Raw genomic sequence first — 1,405 nt, forward strand, 5'->3', positions numbered from 1 at the left:
CATCAGAAACCGTCGAAGTAGTGAAACCGTCTGAACCTACAATTGAAGAAAAGAAWGATCCTGCGGGCGTGSAATCGYCAACAACCGRAACGTCGCCCGAGTCCAGSACGGYTGCTGCTGAGATGTTGASGGAATCGCGCACATCAACACCCGCGCCTGATCTGGACCCGACCGTAACCTCGACCGAGCAAAACGCCGTTGCCACCGAAGCTACGGCAGATCCGAGTCCCTCAACCCCCATGTCCAAGATGGAATAGCTCTTAGCTTGCAGTAGGCCGGAGTGTGACCATCCGGCTCAGACAATCCAGGCGCGTCGTTCACCGACGCTGCTGAGAAGCGTCAGCTTCTGGCCCGTGTCGGTCGGCCGCAAACGTCTGCCGGTCTGACCACGTGCATCGACAGTCGGCCCGTCACATCAATGCCGCCGATTGTCCTGCCAAGCCTCCATTCGCGCACTGATGAGGCTTGGATACGATTGGCTTACAACCAGGCTGGATCTCCGCTGGCGATGATAAACAAGCGTAACCGACAACTATACTGGGTMGTCGCGGTCCGACCCAAACCGGTTGGTGTTGAGGCCGATCTCGACCTCATCCGYATCCGSGTTCGACGCGTCGGATCTCGGATTTATGCAAGACTTGGCGCCGATGGGMGTGAAATCAGATTGACGACCTTGTCGGCSCTTCGGCTGCAATTGTTTGGATCGATCTCGTCCGGGGATGTCGCTCGACTCGGCCTCCAATCCCCRTCTGCGACATGACAAGTTGGGAAGGCTGATGAACGCRMSCAGTTCAYCTTTGRCCTGYACCGGGAGAGTCGCCTCCAAGCTTGAATGACGAACTGCAGCTCAGGGCCCCGGTGCCGCCGAATACATAATTTGGCAATCCGGCAGGGTCGATCCAGTTAAGCCATTCACGATGATGCCGGGTTGCGGGGCGTCATGGCTAAAGTCGTGCTCGAATATCTCGCACGCGCACGAGGTTGTTGACGACGTGCGGCACATCATCGAGACCTTCGAGATAGTCATAGGTGTAGGCGATGACAGCATAGATCGCTCCCGCTGTCACAGCGCCGGCGGCGCCGGCGGTGAAGTCAACAAGGATAAACACCAAAGCGACAATGGTCGCCGCCTCCGTCAAGAACCAAGTTGTGCTTTGGGCGTCCGAGAGCGCAACTTTCCATCGCGATAGCAAGCGAAAATGCCGCTGAACCGCAAACGGGCTCCCCCGCTCCAGCGTGCGCACTTCGCGCTCGATCTGATCATTCAATCCTCTATTCAAACGCCTAGATTGCTTTGCAAAGCGCGCATTGACCAGCGCCAATGGCGCCAACACCGCCGCTGCGATAATGCCGGCTTGGAAGTCATAGAAGAACAGCATCGCGAGACTGCCAAACACGGCAATGA

1 protein-coding gene is annotated in these 1,405 nt (G+C 57.4%); it reads right to left on the bottom strand.

Annotated elements, in window-relative coordinates:
* Window positions 1-944 precede the first annotated feature (944 nt).
* The coding region (locus C7K08_RS14130) for an ABC transporter six-transmembrane domain-containing protein (RefSeq protein WP_206603879.1) at window positions 945-1,405 on the bottom strand (461 nt) is incomplete at its 5' end.

The organism is Synechococcus lacustris str. Tous (assembly GCF_003011125.1).
In the GTDB taxonomy this organism is placed as follows: Bacteria; Cyanobacteriota; Cyanobacteriia; order PCC-6307; family Cyanobiaceae; genus Synechococcus_D; species Synechococcus_D lacustris.